The organism is Parabacteroides sp. PF5-6 (assembly GCF_029504695.1).
Classification (GTDB): domain Bacteria; phylum Bacteroidota; class Bacteroidia; order Bacteroidales; family Tannerellaceae; genus QVMG01.
Genome location: NZ_JAQFIN010000025.1, coordinates 1 through 1,300 on the forward strand (window position 1 = coordinate 1; position 1,300 = coordinate 1,300).

At 36.8% G+C, this 1,300-nt stretch carries 1 protein-coding gene; it reads right to left on the reverse strand.

Annotation, left to right across the window (positions count from 1 at the left end):
• Positions 1-122: 122 nt before the first annotated feature.
• The gene (locus M2133_RS15560) at positions 123-1,193 is read right to left on the reverse strand and encodes an IS4 family transposase (protein ID WP_277467120.1); all 1,071 of its coding nucleotides are present in this window, start codon (positions 1,191-1,193) and stop codon (positions 123-125) included.
• Positions 1,194-1,300: the final 107 nt, after the last annotated feature.

Genomic DNA, 1,300 nt, shown 5'->3' on the forward strand with positions numbered 1-1,300 from the left:
TTAGTACTGATGCGTTAAAAATTTGAATTAAATAAATCCAATTGCTCTTTGACATTTTGTTTTGAATTGACTTGAAATTCGGTAAGCAGTTCTCTTATCGGAGTTTTGTCAAACGCTGATATTCACAGGATTTGCATAATCTCATAAATAGAGAGCGTGCTTTTGAGCGAATGCTTTACATATGCGACTATCAAGTATGTGCAGATAGCTATCCAAATATGGGTTTTGACAGCATTTGGCGAATGCCCCCAAAGCTTTTTGATGGTCAGATTTTGTTTTATCCACTTGTAAAAAGTCTCCACTTGCCATCTGTTTTTATACAAATAGGCGACTTCCATTGCGGATACGTCGAAATTGTTGGTCAGAAAAACAAGTTCATTTTCTTTTTCTTGATCGTAAAATTCGACTAATCTCAATTTCTCAGGATAGAGCTTCTTGGACTTTGCAACAGTAAGCATAATTGTTTTATCGGCTCTTAGCCCTGTGGTTTCGTCTATGTTGTAATTTTGCTCAATCACATCATATCTTAATGTTGATTTCGCCCTTGTAACAAAGAAGGATTCACATTTATGCATACGATACAACGCTTCAAAATCAACATACGCTTTATCCATAAGATAAATAGCCTCAGGTATGGGGATTATTTCATCAAGCGCATTGCTGTCATGATACTTCCCGTCGGTAATGAGGATAAAGGTCGGAATACTGCCTCGCAAATCAATCAAAGTATGAACTTTGACAGCTCCTTTGCTGTATTTTCCCTCAGCCCATGTCAGAAGATTGATACTACAGGAAATCGTTGTTGAGTCCAGCGCAAAGATGTCGTTATCAATATCTATGTTAGGAATAGGTGAATCCATATAAAGCGGACGAACTTCTTTTATGAGAAAATCTCCAAAGTCGGCAAAAATCCGCCAGTCTCGACTCTCATTGGCTCGTGAAATGGTTGATTGATTTACATGTTGCTTTATTCCTAAATGATAAAGCTTGCGTTTATGGGCTTTTAGACAAAGACAAATATCCCGTAAGGAGTTCAAAGAAGTAAGTTGTCCGAAAAACAACTGTACAAACTGATTCCAACAGTTGAAATCTCTGACGCGATAGTCCCCATTATAGCGTTTTACGCATTTAGCAAACTCATATCTGTCAACAAACTCTAATAGCTGAGAGAAAACATACTTGCCTGAATTCATAACCGTGCAATTTGTAAGGATGCAAAGCTACGGTCAATTCAAATCAAAAAATCAAAGAACGCTTGTATCTTATATATAATCAACCTGTTACGGTTGAAATTAAAAAA